We start from the raw sequence: 22053 nt of genomic DNA on the forward strand, positions 1-22053 counted from the left end.
AACCAAAATCAAATTTTATATGTATTAATGACTATGTGACGTTTCACTTTTTTGCATTTCCGATATTAGGTAGTATGCATTGTTAAATACTACCTGTGTGTTTTCCAGAAGTGGCTCCAGTAGCTTTATTTCTACCCAACCATCTTCCGTAATGCCCGTGCGGACTTCAAGCGGCTTTAACTCCCATTCAACTTCTCCATCTTCCAAGTGTTTTTGGGCGGTAAAAATGAAAGGTTTTCCACCTTCTTCTATAATGGCATCTTCTGGCAATGCAGTTATTTGTGTTTCACTTGTCCTGATTTTTCCATTGATGTACATTCTTGGAATCAGGAACTCTTCTTTATTATCTATTTTGGCGTGAACGTGTACCGCTTTTGGATTCTGTTCAAATTGTTTTCCTACAGAATAGATTGCTCCAGTAAGATTAATCCTTGGTACCGATTCTAATGTAAAAGAAATTTTTTGTCCTTTTTTAACTTTATGGATATCTTTTTCAAAAACCATCAAATCGGCATGTATATATTCGTTGTCCACAATAGTGAACATAGGGGTTTGGGATGCTACATATTGCCCCATTTGAATAGTTACCTTTTCTATATAGCCATCGATAGGACTTATTACTGGAACATATTCGTAAATTGTGCCGCTTCTTATTTTTGAGGTATTTATGTTCAATTGTCGTAACTGCGATTCATAACCTTTTACCTCTGCTTTAATCGATTGATAATCCGCTTCTGTTTGCTGAAACGTCCTCCCCGAGCCGACTTTTTCCTCATACAATCGTTTTTGGCGTTCGTATTCTTTTTCCAAAAACTGCATTCTGCTAAAGGTTTTGATATAATTAGTCTGGATTTGGGAAAGGTCGGGATGGGAAAGGTAAGCCAGAGTCTGCCCTTTCCGAACCTTTTCACTTTCTATGACTTTGATGCTACTTACGTTACCGCCCAAAATTGCGGTTACTGTAGCTTCATACTGAGGCGGTACCTCCAATTGTCCGTTGGCTTTTACCACACCAGAAAGTGATTTTGTTGGTAAAGCACCTACTTTAATTCCCAAGCTATTGAATTTCAACTCGGATAAATGTACTGCTTTAACTTCTTCAGAACTTTCTTCGCTTTCTCCACGTTCCTCTCCTTCGTTATGGGCATGGGTTTCTTCTGTATCGGAAAACTTTTGGTCTTCGTTTTGCGTTGCTTTTTTTTGGCAACCCATAAAAATGACAAGCATTAGTGGCAACATTAAAATCTTTATTATTTGCGTTTTCATTGTATTGTTTGTCTTAAGTTTTATTTAGAATTTTTTAGGTAATATTCGAGTTGGTAACGACTGTTTAAGTAACTATTGAAGGCTTCCCAGGCACTTACTTCGATACGAATAACATCTCGGATATTCTGCAAGAAAGCTACATAGTCTATTGCCCCTTCCTTAAAGGCCAATATGGAGCCTCTTTGCTGTTCTTTAGCCAACGGAAGTGCTTTATCCCTATAATAGTTCCAGGAGTTTTGCCACTTCATAAAATCTTCACGCATGTTTTCGTATGCCGTTTTTACTTTTAATTTTTCGGTATAAAAATTCTCTTGGGCTATTCTTCTATCAATTTTGGTCTTTTGGGTTCTTCCTAATTCTGGTCCAAAAAACAACGGAATTTGTATTCCTACTTGATATTGATAAAATCCTGATTGTCCGTTGATTTGTTGCCTACCGTATTGTGCCTGAAATTTTGGCAAGAACTCAGATTTTTGCACCTTGGAAAGCGCGTTGGCAACATTTATTTGCTGTTTGGATACTTGAAGTAGCGGATGGTTTTCTAACGAGGTCACTGTATAATCGAGAGGGATATCCAACGAAGCCATTGGTACATCGGGCACATTGTATAAAATATCACTGGCAAACCATTGATTTAACAGTTGTAAAGCTTTATTGTACTCCCTAAACGCTTGTTCTTTTTGAATTTTGACCTCGTTTGCTTGGTTGGATGTTGCCAAATATTCCAAATTGGATGACGCTTCGGTTTCATACCTTATTCTGGCTGCTCTTTCAATATCCTGAAAAACGGAATCCATTTGTTTGTAAACCAGATACGTTTTTCTTTTTGTGTACACATTTGCCCAAGCTCTGCTTACCGCTCGTTCCACTTCTAAGGCGGTTAGGTTTACAAGGTTTTCTGCTAAATTGATACGTTCCTTTTGCAACTTTAATTTGGGAGCAATACCAAACACATTAATGTCTTGTTGCTGTATGCCAATGGTGTTAGATATACCGCTATTTCCATTACCCACCTCTTCTTTTCCCGTAAATATTTGGGTATTTCCAAAATCAAAGGCTGTTTTTCGCATCGCTTTCTCTCCTTCAATTCCAAGTTTTGCGGCTTTTAAACTTGGGTAATTGGTAATGGCCATTTGCTTGGCTTTTTCCAAACTTATAGTTGGTAAAGTATCTTGTAAAATCGCTTTACTTTCCGATGTACTTTTTTGCGCAGAAGCTGGAATGGAAAAACTCAATACACATCCTATTATTACAACGGTAGTTATAGTACTTGGGTTTAATGCCGAAAGCCTGTTTTTTCGTTTGTTTTCTCCTCTCTTTTCAATCAGTGTATATAAAATGGGAAGTACAATTAATGTTAGTAAAGTTGCTGTTAGCATACCTCCAATAACCACGGTTGCCAGTGGTTGTTGTACTTCGGCACCAGCCGATGATGAAAATGCCATAGGCATAAAACCTAAAATATCTGTAGTTGCTGTTAACATAATTGGTCGTATTCTTTCTTTGGTTCCTGTTATTATTCTTTCTCGTATACTTGTTACACCTTCTTCTTTTAAGGAATTAAATCGGTTTATAAGCACTAATCCGTTCAGTACGGCAACTCCAAAGAGCACTATAAAACCAACACCTGCCGAAATACTAAACGGCATATCCCGTAGCCACAGGGCAAATATGCCACCAATGGCCGCCAATGGGATAGCGATATATATCATAATGGATTGTGAAAAAGATTTTAGGGCAAAGTATAAGAGTACAAAGATTAAAAATAGCGCTATTGGCACAACAATGGTCAGTCGGTTTTTAGCACGTACCAAATTTTCAAACTCTCCTCCGTAGGTAATATAATAACCTGGAGGCAGCTCCAGCTCGGCATCCAATTTCTGTTGAACATCAGTTACCACAGATTCTACATCACGCCCTCTTGTATTTATTCCTACATAAGTCCTACGAAATGTATTGTCACGGGATATCTGCATGGGTCCTGGTACATAGCTTATATCTGCTACTTCTTTAATGGGGACTTGAGTACCATTGGGTAAATCAACATACAAAGAGCGTAAATCTTCGATACTTTTACGATGTTCCTCATCAAATCGGATAACCATATCAAATCGTTTTTCCCCTTCAAAAATAACACCTGCGTTACCTCCAGCGAATGCGGCACTTATGTAATCGTTTACTTTTTCTATATCCAGCCCATATTGTGCCATCTTTTTTCGGTTAAACTTTACGGTCATCTGTGGCAGTCCAGATGTTCGTTCTGGGTTAACATCACCAACACCTGGAACGGTTTGGATAATGGCTGCCATTTCCTCTGCCTTTTGGGAAAGCACCCCTAAATCGTCACCATACAGTTTTACTGCAACATCTTCTCGTACTCCTGTTAGCAATTCGTTGAAACGCAATTCTACAGGTTGGCTAAACACAAGGTTTACGCCTGTAAGTTCACTGTCCAGTTTATCCTTGATTTTATCGATTAGTTCTTCTTTTGAACTTGCAGACGTCCATTTGCCCATATCTTTTTCCAAGATGATAAACATATCGGCAATATCCATTGGCATAGGGTCTGTAGGAATATCGGCAACACCTATTCTCGCTACGGCTGTTTTAACTTCTGGGAAATTATTGATAAGGATACTTTCTATTTTGTTTGATACGTTTATCGCCTCCGTTAATCCTGTTCCTGGTCGTACCAAGGCTTGCATGGCAAGGTCGCCTTCATCCAACTGAGGAACAAATTCGGCTCCCATTCTTGAGAATATAAACCCTGAAACCAGTAATAAAGCCACCGCAGCCCCAACAACTAAAGTTTTTGCTTTTAACGCACCTTTTAAAAGGGGTAAATAGACTTTTTGAATGCTTCCTATAATTTTATCGCTGATGTTTTCCAGCCATCTTTCAAATTTTCCGAACCAATTATTTTTGTTCTTAACGGGTTTCATAAATAAAGCGGACATCATAGGAACATAGGTTAGGCACAGGAAAATAGCTCCAATCATTGCAAACCCGAATGTAAATGCCATTGGGCGGAACATCTTTCCTTCAACTCCTGTTAAAAAAAGGATAGGAGCAAAAACAATAAGAATAATGATTTGCCCGAAAAAGGCAGAGCTCATCATTGTACTTCCTGCATCGTAAGCCACTTTATCCATAACATCCTGATTGAATTTGAGCTTGCCAGAACGTATCCGTTTTTGAATTTCATAAACTATACCTTCAATAATAATTACTGCACCATCTATAATAATTCCAAAATCAATGGCTCCTAAGCTCATTAGGTTGGCCCACACACCAAATTGTTTCATCAGGATAAAGGCAAATAGCAACGATAGGGGTATGGTTGTAGCGGTTATTAATCCTCCTCTTAAACTTCCTAATAAAAAGACTAATGCAAAAATGACGATAAGGGCACCTTCTAAAAGGTTTTGGGTTACAGTGCTGGTGGTTCTTTCTATTAGATTACTTCTATCTAAAAATGGCTTAATTTCTAATCCTTCAGGCAAAGATTTTTCAACGTTTTGCATTCTTTCTTGAACATTGGTAATGACTTTGTTAGGATTTGCTCCTTTCATCATCAACACCATGCCGCCAACGGCCTCACGACCATCTTGTGTAAAAGCTCCGTAACGGACTTGGCTCCCGAATTGGACTTTTTCAGTTACATCGGCAATGGTAATTGGTAGTCCATTTTCATTCTTGATAGAGATGGCTTTAATATCTTCCAAAGACCGTATTAGTCCTTCGCCTCTAATGAAGTTTGCCATTTTGTTTTTTTCGATATAAGCACCTCCTGTATTAACATTGTTCCTTTCTAAAGCATCAAATACCTCGGATATGGAAACGCCTATGGCATTAAGCTTTTCTGGGTTTATGGCTATTTCGTATTGTTTTATGTTGCCTCCAAAAGAGTTGACTTCCACAACGCCATCCAACAGAGTCATTTGGCGTTTTACAATCCAATCCTGTATGGTGCGTAGGTCGGTAGGGGAGTATTTATTTTCAAAGCCCTCTTTTGGGTTTATGGTATATTGGTATATTTCCCCTAATCCAGTGGTAATGGGCCCCATAGAAGGGCTCCCGAATTTTTCTGGGATGCTTTCCCTAACCTCGTTCAGTTTCTCCTGTACCAATTGTCGGGGTTTGTAAATCCCCATATCATCATCAAAAACAATGGTTACTACAGAGAGTCCAAAACGGGAAACGGAACGGATTTCGGTTACATTTGGTAAGTTGCCCATTGCCAATTCTACAGGATAGGTAACGAATTGTTCAATATCTTCGGTAGCTAGGTTTTCAGATACTGTAATTACTTGTACCTGATTGTTGGTGATATCTGGCACCGACCCCAGATTTACGGTGTACATGGACCAAATACCAGTTATGATAAGAGCCAATGTAAGGAGTCCGATAATAAATTTATTATTAATGGAGAATGCAATGATTTTATTGATCATTATGAAAAAATTTAATTCAGTTAAACTTTTCGATGGAAACTGCATATAGCAAAATCAACGAAATGAAAATGTTGACCTATCGGGATAGGTCTAAAAAGGATATAACTATCCTAAAAACTGAATTAAACTTGCGGTGGTTGTAATAAAGAGTGGATGAACTCTTTACTTACGTTATCAAAATGGATACAGGATTCCAAAGAAACCTCAGTTATTAATGGCTCAAAATCTGGAATCTCAAAATGTACAGTATGCACGTGGCAGCAGTGACAGGTGCAAAACGGCGAGCAAAAATCTGTAACATCATTATGCGAATCATCCATATCTACATCCATAACAAATTCTATTTGAGAATTATTTACGGATACTTCAGTATCACTACATGGCAAGGCATTAAGTGCTAAAATATAAAATGATAATATGAGTGTTACTATTTTCACGATACAAAAATACGAAATTAACAATGCACAGCTTGTGCAAATATTTTAATTAGGCAAGAGAGAAAGTTTTTAACGATTATAAAATTTATAAGTACGGATATTGTTGGTAATTATTCGCAATTCTTTATCATTTAACTTACAAAGGCATGGGTTAATTTTCTTTAAAATACTAATGGTTTAACAGTATTAGGGAAGAAAGAAATTCTTGGTAAAGATGAAAAATTATACTGTTCAGATAGTGGTTTTTTGGTTTTTAAGTAGTAGGATTTCCAGTTTCCAAACGAAAGAAACTGGAATTATACTACTTAAAACCTTTTATTCTACCTGAAACTTATTAAAAAGCTCTCAAGTTTATAAAACACTAGGCTGAAAATAAATAATCTACTGATTCATTTCCATATCATGGTCGTATTGACAACAACCAGGTAAATCTTTATAGGCTTCTTCATTACCCGCTACCTTTTCGGTATCATAACCTGATGCCGCTATTGCCTTATGAATTGCCATTGCGTTTGTTTTAGTTTCATCAAAAGCAACATCAATTTTCTTTTTTTCGACATCCCAGTTGGCTTTTGTTACACCTTTTACACTATTTACTGATTTCTCAATGGTATTTTTACACATTCCACAATTGCCTCTTACTCCAAATGATAGCTCTGTTATGGCCATTTCCTTAGCCACTTCAGTTGTTGTTGTTTCTGTTTCCGTTTTGGTTTCGTTTTTACAGCTTGTAAAACCAAACGCTGTTATTACAGCGATACTTAAAATTACTTTTTTCATTGTTTTTAAATTTAATTGTTTTTATTTATTATTCTATTACTTGTTTTACTTCTCCACAGGTTAGCATTGCTTCACCAAAATACGGATTGATTACTTTTTCTTCTTTGCTCAACCAATATGCGCCTTTATTATTATTTGCCATTGGACAAAATTCTACATATACTTTTTCATTAACACCAAATAATTGAACCGCATTGATTAGGTGTGATGATAAATGTTTGAAATGATTTCTTTGCACTTTTATATCAGAGGTTTTAGAAATAGATGTTGCAGAAGATTTTATCTCTTTTACTAACGACATCCAATGTGTGTGGGCGTTATTGTTTGATAATAATTTCATATCTACTTTATTTAAATTGTTTAATAAACCCGATGCATTAACTAAAGTGCTTTTTGAGTCTTCTTTAACTAAAGCATCTTTTAAACTGATATAATCATGGAAAACATCTTTTAATTGTTCCTGAAATTTTTCTGATACTGCCAGTCGTTCGTTCATAGTACTATGGTCATTTTCTTTTTTTAATGCATTACCATCCATTCCCAAATGTCCTTCGTGACCCGTCATTGTTTTACCGCCATCTTTATTCATCATAGATTTTTTACCCTGTAATTGTGCTGCTGCATCTACTGTAAATGTTCCGTTGGTTACTATTTCATCTCCAACAGCCAATCCTTCTAAAACTTCATATTCATTACCTGCTTGGTTACCCAAAACAACTTCTTGCATTTCAAAAACGGTTTGATTGGGATTGGTTTTTAAATAAACAACAGAACGTTCACCTGTCCAAAGCACCGCAGAAGCTGGTATGGTTAATACTTCTTTATTTTCATTTTTCATACCCTCAATAGTTGCTGTAACAAACATTCCGGGCTTAAATACATCATCCTTGTTATTTAAAACCACACGCAAGGTTACTGTTCTTGTTTTGGTATTTAAAACTGGGTCAATAAAATCTACTTTACCTTTAAACTCTCTATTAGCATAGGCAGTGGTTGTTATTATAACCTCTTGTCCTTTTTTAAAACGGTCAATCTGGCTTTCATACACATCAAAGTTTCCCCAAACGGTGTTTAGGTTTGCAATTTTTAATAATGGTTGACCTTGTTTGATGTAATCGCCCTGTTCTACAAGTTTTTCGGTAACTGTGCCTGAAACGGTAGCATATACTGGAAAGTTTTCTTTTACTTTCCCTGTTTTTTCAATCTGATTAATTTGATTGTCAGAGAGCTTCCACAATTTTAATTTATTACGAACGGCTTTGTACAATTCAGGTTGCGATTCTTTTAGTGACGAAGCTGTAATTAATTCTTGTTGTGCGGCATACAATTCTGGCGAATAAATAGTTGCCAATAATTGCCCTTTACTAACTTCTTCGCCTGTAAAACTAACATTTAGGCGTTCTATTCTTCCTGAAAAGTAACTTACCTGTACTGCATTAGCCTCTTCATTTGCAGCAATTTTACCAGATAATTTAATAGCGTTTCCATCAACATTTCCTTTGCCAATAACGGTGGTTTGAATATTAGCCAATGCCATTGCATTTTCTGTGAGTTTGAATTGGTGTACCAATAATCCATCTGCACCACTTTCGGCAGGAATTAAATCCATACCGCAAATGGGGCAATCGCCTGACTCTGGTTGCATAATTTGTGGATGCATGGAACACGTCCAGAGTTGATTGGTTTCTGAAACCTCATCTTGATTATGCTTTGTTTCTTTTTTTAATGAACCACCAAAAAGCAACCATCCTAACAATACACCTACTATGAGTAAGCCTATGTATATAACTATTTTATTGTTTTTCATTTTCTAATCGTTTTATCATTGCTTTCATTTCTTCAATTTCTTTACGTTGTGCTTTAATAATGTCTTCGGCTAATTTTTTAACTTCTGGGTCTTGAATATCTGCCCTTTCACTTGTTAAAATTGCTATGGAATGGTGTGGTATCATTGCTTTCATCCAAAGCACATCACCAATAATTGGTGCTTGTGTTCTTACCAACCCTAATGCACCTACAAACAGGATAAAGCTACCTGCAAGTATGGCAATATTCTTTTTTTTGTTATTATACATTTTTCGCATAAAAAACCACATTATAACTGCCATTGTTGAAATTCCTAAACACGTCATATAAAATCGTGTTAGGCTAAACCAAACGTGGTTTATTGAATAAGTGTTTAAATACATTGTAATGTACATTGCTGCAAATGAGCAAGCTAACATTGTAAAGAAAGTCTTATAATTTCCTTTGCTTGAGTGTTCTTGTGAATTTTTCATACTATTTTAATTTTATAGTTAAATTTTAGTTGTTCTTAACCTTAAAGCATTTGCAATTACCGAAACAGAGCTAAAACTCATTGCTAATGCTGCTATCATTGGCGATAGTAAAATACCAAAGAATGGAAATAATACACCTGCTGCAATAGGCACTCCTGATGTGTTATAAATCAATGCAAAAAATAAATTCTGCTTAATATTCTTCATTACGGAATTGCTTAAATTGCTGGCTTTTACAATTCCGTGTAAATCGCCTTTTACTAATGTAATCATTGCACTCTCTATGGCTACATCTGTTCCTGTACCCATTGCAATACCTACATCACTTTTTGCCAGTGCTGGTGCATCATTAATACCATCACCTGCCATAGCAACCACTTTGCCTTTTTCTTGCAGTTTCTCTACTTCTTTAAGCTTGTCTTCGGGCAGCATACTGGCTTTAAAATCTGCCAGATTAAGCTCTGATGCTACTGCTTGTGCCGTATCATAATTATCTCCTGTAAGCATTATAACATCAATACCTTTATCCTGAAGTGCTTTAATTGCCTTGGCACTTGTTGTTTTTATTTTATCGCCTATAACTATGTACCCAACAACGTTTTTGTTTATGGATAAGTAAGAAACTGTTTTACCTTGTTTTTGGTACGTTTTAGCTTCGTCTTTCATTTTAGCTGTAATGTCTGCTTTGGCATATTCCATCATTTTAGGATTTCCCAATGCTACTTTTTTATCTCCTATTATAGCTTCAACTCCTTTTCCTGTTACTGCACTAAAATTTTCGGACTTTAATAGTTGGGTGTTGTGTTCTTTTCCGTATTTAACAGTTGCTTCGGCTAATGGGTGTTCACTATTGGTGTTTAGTGATACAATGTATTCCAGTAGCTCTTTTTTGGTTAAAGTATCGCTAAAAGTACCTACTGTTTCTACTGTTGGTTTCCCTTCTGTAATTGTTCCTGTTTTATCAACAATAAGTGTATTTACCTTATTCATTTTTTCCAGAGCTTCGGCATTTTTAATCAGCACACCGTTTTGGGCACCTTTGCCCACACCAACCATTACAGACATTGGTGTTGCTAAACCTAATGCACAAGGGCATGCTATGATTAGAACTGCAATTGCATTAACAAACGCATACACGTAAACGGGTTCTGGTCCCCAAATGGACCATGCAATAAATGTGATGATGGAAATGAGAACTACAACTGGTACAAAATAGCCTGAAACTTTATCGGCTAAATTTTGAATGGGTGCGCGGCTTCTACTCGCATCATTTACCATATGAATGATTTGAGATAAGAGCGTATCACTTCCTACCTTTTCTGCTTTCATCAAAAAAGATTGATTTCCATTAATAGTTCCGCTACTTATTTTATCATCTTGAGATTTGTTTACAGGAATGGGTTCTCCTGTAATCATCGATTCATCAATAGTAGTTTCGCCTTCAGTGATAACACCATCTACAGGAATTTTATCGCCTGGTTTTACTTTCAGAATATCATTTAATTCTATCTTATCTATACTAACTTCAAGTTCTTCGCCATTTACTATTTTTATGGCTTTGTTAGGTGCTAATTTTAATAATTCTTTTACTGCCGAATTGGTTTTACTGTGTGCACGCGCTTCTAACAACTGTCCTAAAAGTACTAAGGTTAAAATAACCGTTGCTGCTTCAAAATACACGTGTACTGCGCCTGATTCTGTTTTAAACTGTACAGGAAAAACATCTGGAAATAACATACCAAAAACGCTAAATAACCACGCCACACCTGCACCAATCCCAATAAGTGTAAACATATTAAGATTCCATGTTTTTATACTTCTGTAAGCACGTTCAAAGAACATCCATGTGGCATAAAATACTACGGGAATGGACAATGCCAACTGAATCCAATTCCAGTATTTTTGTTCCATTATATTGTATAATGAATTATTATCGAGCATTTCGCTCATAGCAATTAAAAATATGGGCAATGTAAATGCAGTTGCTATCCAAAACTTCTTCAATAGCTTTTTGTAGGTTTTTTCTTCTGCTGAAACATCTGCTTGCATTGGTACTAAATCCATACCGCAAATGGGACATGAACCTGCTTCTTCTTTTATAACTTCTGGGTGCATTGGACACGTCCACTGTTCTGTTGTAGCTGATGATAGATTTTGCTCTTCAACCAAATCCATTCCGCAAACAGGACAATCTCCTGCTTTATCGTAGGTTTTATCGCCTTCGCAATGCATAGGACAATAAAATGTACCTGTACCTTTTGTTTTTGGTTGGTTTTCCTTTTTATCTTCTATATATTGATGGTGTTCACCTTGTTTATGAATACTGTATCTTCCACCATCATTTTTTAAGGCTTCTTGAAAGGTTTCTATAGGAATATGCGATGCCATTTCGATTGTGGCTTCTGCCTTTTCTAAATTGACTATTGCTTTTGAAACACCTTCTACTTTAGAAAGTGTTTCTTCTACGTGATTGCGACAACCGTTGCAGGTCATTCCGTGCATGTGATATGTGTGTTTCATTGTTTACTGAATTAAATAATTAATTATGGTGCTTTGTACATAGTAGGTCTTTATAGATTCTATTTGGTTCATTTCAAATTTTAGTTGTAGTTCCTGAATGTCTAAAACATCATTAAAATCTATCGTGCCCGTTTCGTAGTTTTTTATTAAAATGTTTTCTGCATCTTTGGCTTGTTTCAAATTTTTAGCTTGGGTTGCATAACTTATTCTTGCAGAAATGCGTTCGTTAATCGCTTTACTTAAAAGCGTTTCCAAAGCGTTTAACCGTTCCTGTTTTAAAGCGGTAATTTCTTGCTGTTCCAACTCATTTTGCTTGGTTTGCGATTTGTATTTTTTATTAAAAATGGGTATGGATACCGAAACCATAGGCATTATAATATCTTTTCCGTTATCGCCAAAATCCATATTTGGTCTTTCGGAAACATTGACATAGTCTAATCCAAAACCAATCATCGGACTGTTTTCTTTTTGATTTAGTAATTCGGATTGTTTTATGGATTGATATAGTTTATCATACTTCAACAATTCGGGGTGTAATGTTAAATTTCCAGTCGTCATTTCAAAATCTTCTGAAGGTATTATTAAGCTATCTACCACAGTAACGGCAGCATCATTTTCCTTATTTAAAAGATTATTTAAATTGGCCTGTTCTGCCAAAAATTGTTGCTGCAACACCTCTTTTAGTTGTTGCATTTCATTTTGACGCATTTGTAATCGTAACACATCTACTGCCGAAGCTTTACCAACTTCTACTGATGTTAGGGCTAATGTTTCATAAGTTTCTAATAATTTAATGTTTTTGGTTAACACCTTTTGTTTTGCTTTATTGGCGTACAAATTATAATAGGATTGTGATACAGAAGCCATCAGTTTTCGCTTTGCAATAACAATATCTTCATATTTTGCATCAGCTAACAAACTCACATAATTTTCTCTCGTTGTAATGGTTCCGAACCATGGTAACATTTGTTTAGCCGATACTTTAAAGCGTTGCGCTCCTGTTCGTGTTTCTGGTTCGCTTACAAAGTAGCCTATACCAAACTCCGTATTGGGAAAGGTATTAACCTCGTTTACTTTTTCGGAAGCTCTTTTATATTGCAACTCAAATTTTTGAATTTCTGGATTGTTATTTAGTGCTACATCAATAAGCGTTTGTAACTCTTGACTGTGTGCTGAAAGCATAAAGAATGAAGCAAAAAGAATAAAGACCGTTTTTTTATTGATTTTTATGTAGTTCATTTTGTTGCTCTTTTAAGTTGAAGTTCAGATTTCCAGCTGTATAGTACTGGAACCACAAATAGGGTTATTAAGGCTATAAGCATTCCGCCAAAACTGGGTATTGCCATTGGTATCATAATATCACTCCCACGCCCTGTAGATGTCAATACTGGTAACAATGCTAAAATTGTAGTTGCAGTAGTCATCAGGCAAGGACGAATACGCTTTTCGCCTGCTTCTACTATGGATGCTCTAATTTCCTTTTTATTCTCTGGTGTGTTTCTATTAAAAGTTTGCGTTAAATAAGTTGCCATTACTACACCATCATCAGTTGCAATACCAAAGAGTGCAATAAACCCAACCCAAACCGCTACGCTTAAATTAATTGTATGTATCTGGAATAAGTCCCGTACATTTTCTCCAAAAAGGTTGAAGTTTAAAAACCAATCCTGACCATAGAGCCATATCATTATAAATCCGCCTGCAAAGGCTACTGCAATACCTGTAAACACCATTAATGAGGTAGCCACAGAACGGAATTGGAAATACAGTATTAAAAAGATTATTGCCAATGCTAATGGCACAACAACAGATAGCGTTTTTTCTGCTCGTAACTGGTTTTCATACGTTCCTGTAAATGCATAGTTGATACCTTTTGGTACAATTAGCTCCCCAGAATCTATCTTTTCCTGAATGAGAGCTTGTGCATTTTCAACAACGCTTACTTCTGCAAAACCATCTAATTTATCAAACAGCACATACCCTACTAAAAAGGTGTCTTCACTTTTAATAACCTGTGGTCCTTGTTCGTAACGAATGGTTGCTAATTCGCTTAATGGAACAGGGCTTCCATTTTCAACTGGTACATAAATCTGCTGTAAGTCGGTTGGGTTTGCCCTTAGTTCTCTTGGGTATCGGACACGAACACCATATCGTTCACGACCTTCAACTGTTTGTGTTAATACCATACCACCAACTGCAACTTTTAATACATCCTGAACATCTTGTATAGAAATACCATAACGTGCTATTTCCTCTCTATCAATGTCAATTAACAAATAGGGTTTACCAACAATACGGTCTGCAAAAACAGCTTCTTTCTTTACACCTTCGGCTTCTTTTATGATATTTTCCAGTTGCACCCCAAACGCTTCAATTTGTTTTAAGTCCTGACCTTTTACTTTAATTCCCATAGGTGCCCGCATTCCTGTCTGAAGCATTACCAACCTTGTTTCAATGGGTTGTAGTTTTGGTGCTGAGGTTACGCCTGGTAATTTGGTTACTCTTACAATTTCATTCCAAATATCGTCTGGCGATTCAATTTTTGGTCTCCAATTACGATAGTATTCACCATCCTCATCTTTGATTAGTTGGGATCTGTTGACTGCACTGTAGGTAACATTTTCGGAATTATTAGGGTTAGAAATGAAAAGACCGTTTTTTAATTCAAATAAACCATCCTCATTTACTTTATAACGTTGGCGTTCTCCGTTATCGTTCAGCATATATTCTGGTTTATACTGAATTATATTCTCGTACATTGATAGTGGTGCAGGGTCTAAAGCAGATTCTGTTCTACCTGCTTTGCCAACTATCGTTTCAATCTCTGGAATACTGGCTACCGCCATATCCAATTGCTGTAAAACCCTTTTATTTTCTTCTACACCAGAATGGGGCATTGAGGTTGGCATTAGTAAAAATGAGCCTTCATTTAAAGATGGCATAAACTCTTTATCTGTGTTTTTCATAATAAAAAAACCTGCTACTACAATAGCTGTTGGTACAGATAAAAACAATAACTTATTATCCAAACACCATCTTAAAATACGTGTATAGTATTTTATAAACAATGAAAAAATACCTAATAAGCCAAAGCATATAACACTTACAAAAATAAGATTCCAGAAGATACTTTTACCAACACCCAATGGTCTCCAATATTCGGCTAACAAGAATATGATAGCTAATACAGAAATAATTACATTGATAAGGTTGGCTTGTTTCTCTGATAGTATTTCTTTTTGTTTTATAAGTGCAACTATTCCAAAACCAATTAGTATTAACCCTAACCAGTATCCGTAAATTATTGCTGCAATACCTAATGCTATCAAAACACCATTTAAAACATATTTAAAACTGGTTTTAATACTTTTATTTCTAAATAAAAATGCTGCAAAAGGGGGTATTAAGAATAAGGCAACAATAATAGAGGCTGTTAAAGCAAAGGTTTTTGTAAAGGCTAACGGTCTAAATAATTTTCCTTCTGCACCGATCATAGTAAATACAGGAATAAAACTAATTATTGTTGTCATTACTGCGGTTACAATTGCCCCAGAAACTTCTGCTGTGGCGTTATAAACTATTGTGTTAATGGATTGTGTTCCATCATCTTCATCCAAGTGCCTTATAATGTTTTCTGAAAGTATGACACCTACATCGACCATTGTACCTATAGCAATGGCAATACCAGATAAAGCTACAATGTTTGCATCTACACCAAAAAACTTCATGGCTATAAAAACCATTAATACGGCAACAGGTAATAATCCGGAAATTAATATGGAAGCTCGGAGATTAAACACCATAACGATAATAACCAAAATGGTAATCAGAATCTCTAAAGTCAACGCTTCGTTAAGTGTTCCTAATGTTTCCTGAATTAATACTGTTCTATCATAAAATGGCACAATAGTTACTTGTGATGTTCTGCCGTCTGACAGCACTTTTGAAGGTAAGCCTGCACTTAATTCGTTAATTTTATCTTTTACGTTATTAATAACTTCCATTGGGTTGGCACCATAACGTGCCACAACAACAGCACCTACAACTTCTGCCCCTTCTTTATCTAATAAGCCACGCCTTGTTGCAGGACCTAAAGAAACTTTTCCAATATCTTTAATTCGTATTGCTGTATAATCTTCAGAAGTAACTACTGCATTTTCTATATCTCCAATGGATTTTACATAACCCAAACCACGCACTAAATATTCTGCATTGTTAATTTCAATAGTTTGTGCTCCAATGTCCTTATTACTTTCCTTAACCGCTTTTACAACGTGATGCAATCCGATATTATATTGACGCATCAATTCAGGATTAACATCCACTTGGTACTCTTGAACATAACCACCAATAGATGCTACTTCAGAAACTCCATTTGCAGAGGATAGCGCATACTTAACATAATAATCCTGAATACTGCGTAATTCTTGTAAATCCCAACCACCAGTAACATTTCCGTTTTCATCACGACCTTCAAGAGTGTACCAAAATATTTGTCCTAATCCTGTTGCATCTGGTCCTAAAGCAGGATTAACACCCTCTGGTAATAAACCACTTGGTAATGAGTTTAGTTTCTCAAGAATACGACTTCTACTCCAGTAAAACTCTACATCCTCTTCAAAAATGATATAGATACTTGAAAAGCCAAACATAGAGGAACTACGAATGGTTTTTACTCCAGGAATGCCTAACAAGGATGTGGTTAATGGATAGGTAATTTGATCCTCTATATCTTGTGGCGAACGACCATCCCATTTAGTAAATACAATTTGTTGGTTTTCACCTATATCTGGAATGGCATCTACAGCTACAGGATTGGCTGGTAAAAATCCCGTATCCCAATTAAAAGGTGCATTTACTGTTCCCCATCCTACGAAAAGAGCAAGTAACAGAACTGCTACGAGTTTATTTTCTATTAAAAATTTAATGCTTTTATTTAGCATGGTTTTGATAATTAAACAGTTAGACAATAGTGTTAAAAAAACACTAGGCACAAGAAATTATCCTAATGGAAAGTATCCACTGGATAAAAAAGTCTATTATTTAAAAATCAAATTAAATATGTTTCATCAAGCTTGTAGATTTGCCTGACAAAGAGAGGGGGGCTATATTTTTTGTGCGAAATAACCTTTTTATCTAAACTCTCAAAAAGGTTGGTATAACTGTAAACAAATGAAGCAACAAATAATTGTTGGTCAAAAGACAGCTTGTAAAAAGATATGTTTAATTCATCTTGACCGTCAACTATCAACTGTTCATCAGAACAGCAATTTTTCTTGATAATTGAACAACTGTTAGTAAAAGGTTTTTCCATTTCCATACCACAACCCTTTGCTTTTTGGAAAATAGCAGTTTCTACCAAAGAATTTCCACAATAATGCATATCAATAGTGAATGACATTGTAGAAAATAATACTACAAATACCATTAAAAAGGCTGCTATTTTGTGAAAATGATGCTTCATTTGGAATACAAAGATAATAAAATTTATAATGCATAGATTGTGCAAAGTAGGAGTGTATTAAAAAATTAACCACGCTATCCAAAATATTTATGAATAAAATTAATTTGGTAATTAATAGTTATTTTAAAATCCGTATAGTAATATACTTTTGAGGTATTAAAAGTTGAATATTATCTGCGGTAATATTACTGAGATGACGGGTAATGTACATCGTGAATTTTCTTAATCCTTACTCTTTTAGCAATCTTTTTCAGATGGTCGTTAAACTTACTGTTCGCCACCTTCTTTTTACCATAAATATCCTTTGTATCGGATAAATTTGTTTTTTTCATTTCGGGAAAAACGAAATCATTTACATTCAATTTGTCATTAAGATATTGCAAAAGGATTTTTCCACTTTTTCAGAGATTTTAAAGATAATAACTTTGAATTTTTTTATAAAACGCTCGTCTATTTCTTGGAAAGGATGCCAACCTGAGTAATATTTTTAATATAGCTTATCTAAGCTGAATCTGTACAATAACGGTTAATTTTCTTCAGCCTCTAATACTCATCAGCAAAATCAGAGGCTTTTTTATTTGTATAGGGTTACTGCATTCTCTAGCTTTCTTCTAATATTTCGTCTAAGTAATCTAGGTTTAATAACCTCCATACTTTCACCAAAACCTAAAATTATCCTTTCTAGTTCGTAATTTAGGTGTACATTGATTTTTATAGTAACCCCTCCATCATTTAATTTCTCTATAATTTCTTGTGTGTGGTGTATAGGCTTCGTAATTACATACGGAGCGTTGCTCTTATCTATTTTTAAATGAATTTCTTGTACGTCCTCTTCTCTTAATACAGTAACCCCAATTGTGTTTTTATAATATTGCTCACCATTAAAATCGATATCTAAATAGGGTATAGCTGTGTCGTAATCAACAGCTATTATTCTATCTAAAGCAAAGGTAGCGATAGGTTTTTTTTCAGAAACTTTACCAACTAAAAACCACCTGTTGTTATATTCTTTTAATATAAGGGGATGAAAAACCACTTTTGAAGCAGCTCGTGCTTTAAAGGATTTATAAGTAATTCGTAATACTATTTTTTTGAGTATTGCTTGGTAAAGCGTATCAAGATGTTCTAGTCCTTTTAAATTTTCATTTTTATCAAGATGTATTATAGGGGCTTGCTTTGTCTTTTCAGTATATACTTTATCCTCTAGCCGTTGGATAATTCCGCCTAATTCTGAAAAAAGCGAGAAATCTTTAAACTGCTTTAGCATCTCTACAGTTTCAGAGAGTACGTTCATGTCATTTTCATTCAACGGAATATTTGTTATGGAATAATCGGGGTTTTCGTACCTGTAAAACTTTTTATCGTAAACAACAATAGGTGCATTATAGCCTAGTTTGTTGCTCCGCATCATTTGTATATCGAGCTGTATGGTACGTTTACTAACATTAATTTCTCTCCCTTCGTATTCATATAACGCATCCGAGCAGGCTTCAATTAAATCATCCAATGTCCATTCACGGTAAATATTTTGCAAACACTTATCTATAGTTTTATAGCGGATTAGTGCGTTTTTGTTAAGAGCCATACATATTATTTTTACCAAAATAATTAATTTTTCAATCTACGCAAAACTATTGCGTAGTTATGTTGAAATATTTGTATCGGAATCAAAACAATCTATTATTAGATTAAACAGTAGTGCTCTGCCAAACGAGGAGTTGGCGGAGCTCCCCTAAAAGGAAAAATATGAAAAATGAAATGAAAATAACAGGAAACGAAATTATTGATATGGGTTTTACATCAGGCAAATGGATGCAAGAAGCCTTAGTTTATATTAATGATAATCAATTAGAGGGAGTTGCTTTACAAAACTATTTGGAGCAATTTAAGTTACCCCCTACAATGAATTTGCATGAGCAAGCAATTCCTTTTTCAGTTAATATTAAGGCTGAAAATGAGTTAGAAACCGAAAATGTAGCGAAAGTAGTTGGAACCATGGAGGTATTGATGAAAACTCCAACATTGGTAAAAGGAGCTATTATGCCAGATGCTTGCCCTACAGGATCCGAAGGAACAATACCCGTTGGTGGGGTAGCTGTAGCAAAAAATGCAATTCATCCAGGGATGCATAGCGCAGATATTTGTTGTTCAGTAATGTTAACTGATTTTGGAAACACTAACCCGAAAGATGTTTTGGAAGCGGCGTATGGTATAACTCATTTTGGACCTGGAGGGCGATCCAGAGAAAATCAATTTAAGTTTCCGATGGATTTACTTGCTGAGATTGAAAGTAACTATTTTTTAAACGACCAGAAATGTATTTCAGCAGCGAGGTCTCATTTAGGAACTCAGGGCGATGGAAATCACTTTTTATTTATAGGTACTTCTAAAAATACAGGAAACACTATGATGGTTACACACCATGGTAGCAGAGGTTTTGGTGCAAACTTATATACCAAAGGGATGAGAGTAGCTGAACGATTTAGAAAACAATTATCACCAGAAACATTAAAGCAAAATGCTTGGATACCTTTTGATACTGAAGAAGGACAACAGTATTGGGAAGCGTTACAGATTGTACGTAAGTGGACAAAAAAGAATCATGAATGTATTCACGATGCGACATTAGAGAAATTGGGTGTAGTTAAAGAAAATAGATTCTGGAACGAACATAATTTTGTGTTTAAAGATGGTGATTTGTTTTATCATGCTAAAGGAGCAACACCACTTGATAAAAAGTTTATGCCAGATATTACAGGGCCACGATTAATTCCTTTAAACATGTCTGAACCGGTATTAATTGTTGAAGGAGAAACTACCGACAGTAATCTTGGTTTTGCGCCACACGGAGCAGGAAGGAATATTAGCAGAACACAACACAGAAAAAATAAAATAGGAACATTTCAAGAAATTTTTGAAGAAGAAACACAAGGGTTAGATGTTCGATTTTTTTCTAATGAAATAGATATTACAGAATTGCCAAGTGCTTATAAAAATGCAGCTACTGTTAGGAGTCAAATGGAAGAGTTTGGATTGGGTGAAGTAATTGATGAGGTAATACCGTATGGTTGCATTATGGCAGGAGATGTACAAAAAAATGCACCTTGGAAGAAAAAAAGAAGACGTAATAATTAGAAGCCTCTGATAAATCAGAGGTTTTTTTTATTATACCAGAGTAAATGTACAAGTAATTCCTACAGAAAAATCACGAGGTAATGTATCTACTCCAAAAATTGCTCTAGAATGTGTGCCTTTATTACCTAATACTTTCACAAATAAATCAGAAGCACCATTTACTGATGTTGGTGCATCATCCCAACCATTAGCGGCTTGGTAGTATGCATCAAAATGATTTAACCCAAGGATATTGTCAAATCCTACTTTATTTTCTATTTGTGCTAAAACATTTAGTGCGCAAAGTTGCATGGCTTTATAACCATTTTCAGTATTTAGAGTGCCACCTAGTCGACCTTGATATAAATAAGTACCACTATCTATAGGGAACTGAATAGCTACATAAACGATTTTATCACGAATGTTTACCGAGGTGTAGCTCCCGCCTGGAGTAGAAACTTCAGGTAATGTAAGGTCTAACTCTTTTAGTTTATCTTGTATAGTCATAATAGCTTGATTGTTACGGTAACGAATGTAGGGGAATCAAGATTTACATTAGTTAAATTTAACGTTACTTTAGGTATGTGTTGTGTTAATTTACAATGTTTTAATATAAGCTGATTGATGAGTTGATTTCTGCTTTTTAAGTAAATATAACATTTCTAGGTCTCATATTTTTTTTGTTTTTTTACATTTAATTAAATCCCCAACTACATGAAACAAAAGGCTACATTAAAGCAAATTGCAAAAGAATTGAATGTATCAGTTTCTACGGTATCAAAAGCACTGAGTAATAGCCCCGAAATTAGCGAACCTACCAAAATTAGAGTGCAGGAATTTGCCAAACTCAAAAACTATAAACCCAATAATGTAGCGGTAAACTTAAAAAGCCAGCGCTCTAAAACCATAGGGGTTATTATACCCAATATTTTAAACCCATTTTTTGCTAAGGTATTTAGCGGTATAGAGATGACGGCTAATGCCAGAGGCTATAATGTTATTACCTGTATCTCTAACGAGTCGTTAGAAAAAGAAATGCATGCTATGGATATGTTAAGTAATGGTACCATAGATGGGTTTATACTATCGGTATCCGAAGAAACGCAGATACAGCAAGAATTTAAGCATTTTAAAGAAGCCATATCGGACGATTTGCCCATAGTAATGTTCGATAGAATATCGGATGATGTAAATTGCGATAAGGTAATTGTAGACGATTTCGACTCGGCAGTACACGCTGTTAATCACCTTATAAAACTAAATTGTAAAAATATAGCGTTGCTCTCTACAATAGATAACTTAAGTGTAGGAGAACTACGTGCCGATGGGTATAAAAAAGCACTTAGCGATAATAGTATAGCAATAAACGAAGATTTAATTTTATGTACCGATAGTATTGAAACATTTGACGCTACATTGCCTTCAATTTTTGCCAACAACGTAGATGCTATTTTTGCGCTCGATGAACACGCATCGGTAATGGCAATGAAGCATGCTATTAAACACGGCATAAAAATACCTGACGAACTTAACATTATTGGCTTTGCCGACGGCGTATGGTCCAGGCGATTAACGCCAAGCCTATCAACCATAAGTCAGCATGGTCCTGAAATTGGAGCATCTGCTGCCGAAATGCTTATTGATAGGCTTGAAGCTAAAGGGGAAGAAGCACCAACGTATACTACTAAGGTTATTAAAACCGAGTTACGCCAGCGCGAATCTACGCGTAAATTGTAGCG

14 protein-coding genes are annotated in these 22053 nt (G+C 35.5%); 2 read left to right on the forward strand and 12 right to left on the reverse strand.

The annotated features are described in order from the left end of the window. Nucleotides 1–24 precede the first annotated feature (24 nt). From K1I41_RS05505 to K1I41_RS05555, 11 genes are all read right to left on the reverse strand, one after another. Entirely contained in the window at nt 25–1266 is a 1242-nt protein-coding gene (locus tag K1I41_RS05505; RefSeq protein ID WP_255566970.1) for an efflux RND transporter periplasmic adaptor subunit, read from the reverse strand. A 20-nt stretch (nt 1267–1286) separates the two neighbouring features. Continuing rightward, nucleotides 1287–5720, reverse strand: coding sequence for a CusA/CzcA family heavy metal efflux RND transporter (locus K1I41_RS05510; protein ID WP_220641681.1), 4434 nt, complete (start codon nt 5718–5720; stop codon nt 1287–1289). A gap of 122 nt (nt 5721–5842) precedes the next feature. Beyond that, nucleotides 5843–6157 carry a DUF6660 family protein gene (locus K1I41_RS05515; RefSeq protein WP_220641682.1) on the reverse strand — a complete coding sequence of 105 codons (315 nt, stop codon included), beginning with the start codon at nt 6155–6157 and terminating at the stop codon, nt 5843–5845. A gap of 381 nt (nt 6158–6538) precedes the next feature. Continuing rightward, entirely contained in the window at nt 6539–6937 is a 399-nt protein-coding gene (locus K1I41_RS05520) for a heavy-metal-associated domain-containing protein (RefSeq protein ID WP_220641683.1), read from the reverse strand. Between the two features lie 28 nt (nt 6938–6965). Continuing rightward, nucleotides 6966–8744, reverse strand: coding sequence for an efflux RND transporter periplasmic adaptor subunit (locus K1I41_RS05525; protein ID WP_220641684.1), 1779 nt, complete (start codon nt 8742–8744; stop codon nt 6966–6968). Next, complete coding sequence (locus K1I41_RS05530) at nt 8731–9216, reverse strand: DUF305 domain-containing protein (RefSeq protein ID WP_220641685.1); 486 nt, start codon at nt 9214–9216, stop codon at nt 8731–8733. The genes K1I41_RS05525 and K1I41_RS05530 overlap by 14 nt, the downstream gene beginning before the upstream one ends. A gap of 18 nt (nt 9217–9234) precedes the next feature. Next, nucleotides 9235–11736 (reverse strand): heavy metal translocating P-type ATPase, encoded by a 2502-nt coding sequence (locus tag K1I41_RS05535; RefSeq protein ID WP_220641686.1) that lies wholly within the window; start codon nt 11734–11736, stop codon nt 9235–9237. Between the two features lie 3 nt (nt 11737–11739). Further along, nucleotides 11740–12975: a TolC family protein gene (locus K1I41_RS05540; RefSeq protein ID WP_220641687.1), complete on the reverse strand. Its 1236-nt coding sequence runs from the start codon at nt 12973–12975 to the stop codon at nt 11740–11742. Further along, a complete protein-coding gene (locus K1I41_RS05545; RefSeq protein WP_220641688.1) occupies nt 12972–16679 on the reverse strand; it encodes an efflux RND transporter permease subunit in 3708 nt (1235 codons plus the stop codon). Before K1I41_RS05545 ends, K1I41_RS05540 begins: the two co-directional genes overlap by 4 nt. 107 nt (nt 16680–16786) lie before the next feature. Further along, nucleotides 16787–17200 carry an HYC_CC_PP family protein gene (locus K1I41_RS05550; protein ID WP_220641689.1) on the reverse strand — a complete coding sequence of 138 codons (414 nt, stop codon included), beginning with the start codon at nt 17198–17200 and terminating at the stop codon, nt 16787–16789. 574 nt (nt 17201–17774) lie between these two features. Then, nucleotides 17775–18785: a helix-turn-helix transcriptional regulator gene (locus tag K1I41_RS05555; RefSeq protein WP_220641690.1), complete on the reverse strand. Its 1011-nt coding sequence runs from the start codon at nt 18783–18785 to the stop codon at nt 17775–17777. 173 nt (nt 18786–18958) lie between these two features. Here K1I41_RS05555 and K1I41_RS05560 point away from each other — a divergent pair, with 173 nt between their 5' ends. Continuing rightward, nucleotides 18959–20335 (forward strand): RtcB family protein, encoded by a 1377-nt coding sequence (locus tag K1I41_RS05560; protein ID WP_220641819.1) that lies wholly within the window; start codon nt 18959–18961, stop codon nt 20333–20335. A gap of 30 nt (nt 20336–20365) precedes the next feature. Here K1I41_RS05560 and K1I41_RS05565 read toward each other — a convergent pair whose 3' ends face one another. Then, nucleotides 20366–20821: a RidA family protein gene (locus K1I41_RS05565; RefSeq protein WP_220641691.1), complete on the reverse strand. Its 456-nt coding sequence runs from the start codon at nt 20819–20821 to the stop codon at nt 20366–20368. A 207-nt stretch (nt 20822–21028) separates the two neighbouring features. Between K1I41_RS05565 and K1I41_RS05570 the strand changes: the two genes are divergently transcribed. Next, on the forward strand, nt 21029–22051 hold the full coding sequence (locus K1I41_RS05570) for a LacI family DNA-binding transcriptional regulator (protein ID WP_220641692.1): 1023 nt from the start codon (nt 21029–21031) through the stop codon (nt 22049–22051). Nucleotides 22052–22053 lie beyond the last annotated feature (2 nt).

Source organism: Flavobacterium litorale, from assembly GCF_019613795.1.
GTDB classification, from domain to species: domain Bacteria; phylum Bacteroidota; class Bacteroidia; order Flavobacteriales; family Flavobacteriaceae; genus Flavobacterium; species Flavobacterium litorale.